Below are 5,908 nucleotides of genomic sequence, written 5' to 3' on the forward strand. Positions count from 1 at the left end.
GCCATGCCGAGCCGCCGCGCAGCCTCCGCGTCGCCCTCCGCCGCGCCGAGCGGCGCCCAGTCCGTGCGCGCGCCGCCCTCGCCTAGGCTCACGCCGCCCATCGACGAGTTGAAGTGCGAGATCGGCTCGGACACGCCATAGAACATCAGCCCGATGCCCATGCCCGCGGCGAACAGCATCGCGAACCAGCCCGTATAGCTGTAGTCGGGCGTCGCCTCGACTCCGCCGATCCGCACGCGGCCCAGCGGCGAGAGGATCAGCGCTAAACAGAGAATGACGAAGATGTTCGCCGCGCCGAGGAAGAACCAGTCGAGATTGGACGTCAGCGCGTCGCGCACCGCGGTGAAGACCGGCTCGACTTCGTTCTGCAGCGCCATGGTCAGCATGGTGAAAGCGACGACGGTCAGCCCCGAAACGAGGAACACCGGATTGTGCACGTCGAGGCCGAACGGCCCGATCCGCCACTCGACATTGTCCTGCCCGATCTCGTAATCGGTCTCGATGGGCGTGACTTCGCCTTCCGGCTCCGGGATGCCTTCCACTTCCGTCTGGTCGGACATCGTCTCTCCTTTCGGGGGCGAGGGCGAAAAGGCGCGTTCAGCGCACCAGCGTCACCGAGCTGGGCGCACGGCGCGCGACATCGGCGCCATGCGCCGCGCCTTGCGCCGCCGCAAGGGCGGCGAGCTTGTGCGCGTATTTCTTGGGGTCATGCGCGACGGCGCCCGACGCCGCCCCAGTCACGCCGGCGAAACAGAGCGCGCCGCCCGCTGACTTCGCAATGCTCGCACCGACTTCGAACGCCTTGTGAAGCTCTTCAATGCGCCCGAGATCGACAGGTATCATGGCCTTGCGAAACATGAACCCTCCACTTGCCGTTTTATTGGCTTTACTGACGCCGGGGTGGGGCGCGCATTCGATTGCGATACTGTGACACACCGCGCATGGCGGAGTCCACCCCGGCGGTCGCCCGGCGCCGCCCTTGCCTTCGCGCGCGCGCCGCAGTAAGCACCGCGCTTCATCGACTCGTCCGGCTGAAATGGGCTGCCGCGGCGGGTCTGCTTAGTTCTTCGATCAGGAGACCGAAATGCCCAAGCTGAAGACCAAATCGGGCGCCAAGAAGCGCTTCAAGGTCACTGCGACCGGCCGCGTGAAAGTCGCGCAGGCCGGCAAGCGCCACGGAATGATCAAGCGGACGAACAAGTTCATCCGGAATGCGCGCGGCACAACCGTGCTCAGCGCGCCGGACGAAAAGATCGTCAAGCAGTTCATTCCCTACATGTAAGGAGGCGCGCAGATGTCCCGAGTCAAGCGCGGCGTAACCGCCCACGCCCGTCACAAGAAGATCATCGATCAGGCGAAAGGCTATTCCGGCCGCCGCAAGAACGTCTTTCGCGTTGCGAAGCAGGCGGTCGAGCGCGCGCAGCAATACGCCACGCGCGACCGCAAGACCCGCAAGCGCAACTTCCGCGCGCTGTGGATCCAGCGGATCAACGCCGCCGTCCGCATGGTGGATGAGAGCCTGAATTATTCGCGCTTCATCGACGGCCTGACCAAGTCGGGCGTCGAGGTGGACCGCAAGGTGCTCGCCGATCTCGCCGTGCACGAGCCCGACGCCTTCGCCGCGATCGTCCACAAGGCCCGCGCCGCGCTCGCCTGAGCCGACGCGACCGCGCGACTCCGAACGCCCCGCCCGCAAGGCGGGGCGTTCGCGTCTCATGGCCTCTCAGCGCGGGATCAGCGCCCAGTAATCGAGGTCGAGCAGCACTTCCGGCGCATATTTCCCCTCCGCTCCGCGCAGCGGGAACGCCGAGGCCGGGCGGTTCTTCACCGCCACCAGCCGCAACCGCAGCGCGCCCACCGTCGGATTGGCCGTCTCCGCCTTGTCGAGCACTTCCGACCAGGCGAACACCGTGTCGCCGGCGTAGCAGGGCGCGGCGTGCGTCCCGGCGTTGATCGCCACGATGATCTGCGCGTTCGCCAGCCCGTTGAACGACAGCGCGCGGGCGAGGCTGATCACATGGCCCCCATAGATCAGCAGCTTGCCGTCCTCGCGCGTCGTGACGTTGAAATGCACCTGCGAGGTGTTCTGCCAGAGCCGGGTCGCGAGCATGTGCTCGGTCTCCTGGATGGTCGAGGCGTCGACATGGTCGATCTTCTCGCCCACCGCGTAATCGCCCCAGCGCCACGGCTCGCCGGCGAGACCGAAATCATAGCCGGAGAAGTCGAGCCCCCCGGGAATGGCGAGCGTCTCGGCGGCGACCGCCGCGTCGAGCTTCGGCGCGACCGCCTCAGGCGCTGGCGCGTCGAGGTCGCGCTTGCGCACCATCACCCAGCGCACCCAGCTCATCACCGGCGCGCCGGCCGCATCGGTCGCGGTCGAGCGCACCCAGACCACGCCGCTGCGACCGTTGGAGTTCTGCCGCAGCCCGATCACCTCCGAGGTCGCCCGGATTTCGTCGCCGGGATAGACCGGGCGCAGGAAGCGGCATTCGGCGTAGCCGAGATTGGCGACCGCGTTGCGCGAGATGTCCGGCACGGTCTTGCCGAAGGCGACATGGAAGCCGATCAGCTCCTCCAGCGGCGCGCGCGGCAGGCCGCAGGCGCGCGCGAAGGCGTCGGAGGAGGGGATCGCGAAACGGGTTGGGTAGAGGGCGGCGTTCATCGCCCGCTCGCCCTCGGTCACGGTGCGGGGCGCGGCGTGTGTGAGCACCTGCCCGAGCCTGAAATCCTCGAAGAAATTGCCGGCGTTGGTCTTTTCCATCGCACCCTCCGCTGTTCGGGGGGCGAAGCTATGTTGCGGCGCAACAGAAGGCAATCGAGCGCATCGTCCAGCGAAACGATATGTCGCGGGGCGGGGCCGCGGCCTCAACTCGGAAACGGCGACAGGCCGAAGACTTTCCAGTGGATCATCGCGACCGCGCCATAGACGACGACGCCAGCGACGATGGCGATGGCGTCCTTCTTCACCGGGCTCTTCGGCGGGCGGACCCACGCGCCGTCGCGGCGGTTGAGCAGGATCATGTGCAGGACCGCCCAGGCCCCGAGGCCCCCGAACAGCAGCACCGCCCGCCCGGTCCCGTTGGCCAGGATGTGCGCGACCGACCAGATCAGCGCCGCCGTCAGCATCGGGTGGCGGATCACCTGCCGGACGTTGGACTTCATGTGCCCCGCGCCGAGCAGGATCATCGAAAACAGCATCAGCAGGTTGTTGAGATGCCAGCCCCATGTCGGCGGCGTGAAGACATTGGCGTAGCCGCCCTCGATGGCGTAGCCCCAGACCATCAGCGCGATGGCGAGCACGCTCGCCGCCGTGACCGCGATCTTCACCGGCCCCTCGCCCCACTGGCCGACGAGCGCCGCATGCGAGGCGGGGGCGGCGGCCTTGTAGACATGCGGGATGGTCCACAGCAGCAGGCCGAGCAGGATCACGAGCATGGGATTCGCGCCTTGTGAGGGAGGTCCGACGCCGTGATGCCCTCAGGCGGCCTCGGCTTCAAGCCTCGCGATGGCCTGCGCTTCGGCGATCACGCGCCGCGCGCTCTCGACATGGAGGTTCTCGACGATGCGCCCGTCGACCACCGCCACGCCCTCGCCGCGCGCCTGCGCCTCGGCGAAGGCCGAGATCATCCGCTCGGCCAGCGCCACGTCGTCCGGCGACGGGGCGAAGACGTCGTTGGCGATGGCGATCTGGTCGGGATGGATCAGCGTCTTGCCGTCGAAGCCGTAATCGCGCCCCTGCGCGCAGGCCGCGCGCGTGCCCTCCGCGTCGCGGAAGGCGTTGTAGACGCCGTCGATGCAGGCGAGCCCATGCGCCCGCGCCGCCAGCAGGCACCAGCCGAGCGACGCGGCGAGGTTCAGCCGGTCGGGCGTGTGCGCGGCGCGCAGCTCCTTCACCAGGTCGTTGGTGCCCATCACGAAGCAGGCCATGCGCGGGCCGGTGGCGATCTCGGCGGCGCGCAGCACGCCCATCGGCGTCTCGACCATCGCCCAGATCGCCGTGTCGACCGGCGCCTGGTGATAGGTCATCCGCGCGTCGGCCTCCTCGATCATCTCCCGGCTCTCGACCTTGGGGATCAGGATCGCGTCGGGCCCCGCCGCGCAGGCCGCGACCAGATCGGCGGCGCCCCAGGGCGTGTCGAGCCCGTTGATGCGGATCACGACTTCGCGCTCGCCGAAGCCGCCCTCCAGCACCGCCGCCTTGACCAGCTCGCGCGCCGCCGCCTTCTCCGACGGCGCGACGGCGTCCTCGAGGTCGAGGATCAGAGAATCGGCGGGCAGGCTGCGCGCCTTCTCGAGCGCGCGCGCCTTGGAGCCCGGCATGTAGAGCACGGACCGGCGGGGACGGTGTCGGGCGGGCATTCCACAGCCTCCTTGCGCATGGTTGTCGCGCGGACGCAGACGACGCAACTTTCTTGCGTCGATACGGGAAATGCTGCGCTGCGGCAAGAGGGCGAGACGGTTCTGCGACAGTTGCGGCGCCGCCCTCGCGCGCTCAGACCCCTGAGGGAATGTTGGTGGGGTCGCGCCGCACCCCGCGCGGCGCCGTCAGCGCCTTCCAGGTCGACAGCGCGACATTGGCGGCGGGGAAGGCGGGGCGGGGCACGAACCTGCCGCGGCCCGGCTGGGGCTGGCTGTTCTGGCCGTGCGCCCAGACGACGTCGCCCCGGCTCAGCGTGCAGCGGGGCAGGGCGGTCACCTTATGGCCCTCGAACACGTTGTAATCGATGATCGATTTCTGCGACGCCGCCGAGATCGTCTTCGACAGCTTGGGATCCCACACGACGATGTCGGCGTCCGCGCCCTCGACGATCGCGCCCTTGCGCGGATAGATGTTGAGGATTTTGGCGATGTTGGTCGAGGTGACGGCGACGAACTCGGAGGGCGTCAGCCGCCCGGTCTCCACCCCGTGGGTCCAGAGCACCGACAGCCGGTCCTCGAGCCCGCCGGTGCCGTTGGGGATCATCGGAAAGCCGCTCAGCCCCATGCGCTTCTGCGCGGTGGTGAAGGCGCAATGATCGGTCGCCACGACCTGCAGCGAGCCCGATTGCAGCCCGGCCCAGAGGCTCGCCTGATGGTCCTTCGAGCGGAAGGGCGGCGACATCACCCGCTGCGCTGCGTGGTCCCACTCCTTGTCGAAATACTCGCTCTCGTCGAGCACCAGATGCTGCACCAGCGGCTCGCCATAGACGCGCATCCCCTTGGCGCGCGCGCGCCGGATCGCCTCATGCGCCTGCTCGCAGGAGACGTGGACGACATAGAGCGGCACGCCCGCGGCGTCGGCGATCATGATGGCGCGGTTGGCGGCCTCGCCCTCCACTTCCGGCGGGCGCGAGAAGGCGTGGCCTTCCGGGCCGGTCACGCCCTCCTCCATGTATTTCTTCTGGAGTTCGGCGACGATGTCGCCGTTCTCGGCGTGGACGAGCGGCATCGCGCCGAGTTCGGCGCAGCGACGGAACGAGGCGAACATCTCGTCGTCGTCCACCATCAGCGCGCCCTTGTAGGCCATGAAATGCTTGAAGGTGTTGACGCCGCGCTTCACCACTTCGGCCATCTCGGCGTGGATGGTCTCGGTCCAGTCGCAGATCGCGACGTGATAGCCGATGTCGACGCAGATCTGCGGCGCCGATTTGCGGTCCCAGTCCTCCATCGCCTTCAGGATCGAGCCGTCGGGGCCGGGCAGCACGAAATCCACCAGCATGGTGGTCCCGCCCGAGGCGGCGGCGAAAGTGCCGCTCTCGAAGGTCTCGGCGGCGGTCGTGCCCATGAAGGGCATTTCCATGTGGGTGTGCGGGTCGATGCCGCCCGGCATGACATAGGCGCCCTCGGCGTCGATGGTCTCGTCGCCCTTGAGGTCGGGGCCGATCGCCCTGATCGTCTCGCCCTCGATCAGCACGTCGGCCTTCCACGC

Annotated in this window: 8 protein-coding genes; 2 read left to right on the top strand and 6 right to left on the bottom strand. The window is 68.4% G+C overall.

Features of this window, described 5'->3' with window-relative positions:
* Together V7Q31_RS16865 and V7Q31_RS16870 are read right to left on the bottom strand one after the other, a co-directional pair.
* Positions 1–560: BCCT family transporter (locus tag V7Q31_RS16865; RefSeq protein WP_333835018.1), on the bottom strand; the 560-nt coding region annotated here is incomplete at its 3' end.
* A 37-nt stretch (positions 561–597) separates the two neighbouring features.
* Entirely contained in the window at positions 598–858 is a 261-nt protein-coding gene (locus tag V7Q31_RS16870; protein WP_333835019.1) for a hypothetical protein, read from the bottom strand.
* 226 nt (positions 859–1,084) lie between these two features.
* Here V7Q31_RS16870 and rpmI point away from each other — a divergent pair, with 226 nt between their 5' ends.
* A complete protein-coding gene (gene rpmI / locus V7Q31_RS16875; protein WP_333835020.1) occupies positions 1,085–1,282 on the top strand; it encodes a 50S ribosomal protein L35 in 198 nt (65 codons plus the stop codon).
* Positions 1,283–1,294: 12 nt separating this feature from the next.
* Positions 1,295–1,657, top strand: coding sequence for a 50S ribosomal protein L20 (gene rplT / locus V7Q31_RS16880; RefSeq protein WP_333835021.1), 363 nt, complete (start codon positions 1,295–1,297; stop codon positions 1,655–1,657).
* A gap of 66 nt (positions 1,658–1,723) precedes the next feature.
* On the opposite strand, the gene V7Q31_RS16885 is transcribed toward rplT, so the two are convergent.
* From V7Q31_RS16885 to hydA, 4 genes are all read right to left on the bottom strand, one after another.
* Positions 1,724–2,761 (bottom strand): MaoC family dehydratase, encoded by a 1,038-nt coding sequence (locus V7Q31_RS16885; RefSeq protein ID WP_333835022.1) that lies wholly within the window; start codon positions 2,759–2,761, stop codon positions 1,724–1,726.
* Between the two features lie 104 nt (positions 2,762–2,865).
* Complete coding sequence (locus tag V7Q31_RS16890) at positions 2,866–3,435, bottom strand: NnrU family protein (protein WP_333835023.1); 570 nt, start codon at positions 3,433–3,435, stop codon at positions 2,866–2,868.
* A 42-nt stretch (positions 3,436–3,477) separates the two neighbouring features.
* Complete coding sequence (locus V7Q31_RS16895) at positions 3,478–4,359, bottom strand: HpcH/HpaI aldolase/citrate lyase family protein (protein ID WP_333835024.1); 882 nt, start codon at positions 4,357–4,359, stop codon at positions 3,478–3,480.
* A 133-nt stretch (positions 4,360–4,492) separates the two neighbouring features.
* Positions 4,493–5,908: dihydropyrimidinase (gene hydA / locus V7Q31_RS16900; protein WP_333835025.1), on the bottom strand; the 1,416-nt coding region annotated here is incomplete at its 5' end.

Source organism: Rubrimonas sp. (assembly GCF_036788415.1).
Taxonomy (GTDB): Bacteria; Pseudomonadota; Alphaproteobacteria; order Rhodobacterales; family Rhodobacteraceae; genus Rubrimonas.

Bases quoted from the DNA above. Each gene is read 5' to 3' on its own strand.
- V7Q31_RS16870 (WP_333835019.1), bottom strand. From the start codon at position 858: ATGTTTCGCAAGGCCATGATACCTGTCGATCTCGGGCGCATTGAAGAG.
- rpmI (WP_333835020.1), top strand. From the start codon at position 1,085: ATGCCCAAGCTGAAGACCAAATCGGGCGCCAAGAAGCGCTTCAAGGTC.
- rplT (WP_333835021.1), top strand. From the start codon at position 1,295: ATGTCCCGAGTCAAGCGCGGCGTAACCGCCCACGCCCGTCACAAGAAG.
- V7Q31_RS16885 (WP_333835022.1), bottom strand. From the start codon at position 2,761: ATGGAAAAGACCAACGCCGGCAATTTCTTCGAGGATTTCAGGCTCGGG.
- V7Q31_RS16890 (WP_333835023.1), bottom strand. From the start codon at position 3,435: ATGCTCGTGATCCTGCTCGGCCTGCTGCTGTGGACCATCCCGCATGTC.
- V7Q31_RS16895 (WP_333835024.1), bottom strand. From the start codon at position 4,359: ATGCCCGCCCGACACCGTCCCCGCCGGTCCGTGCTCTACATGCCGGGC.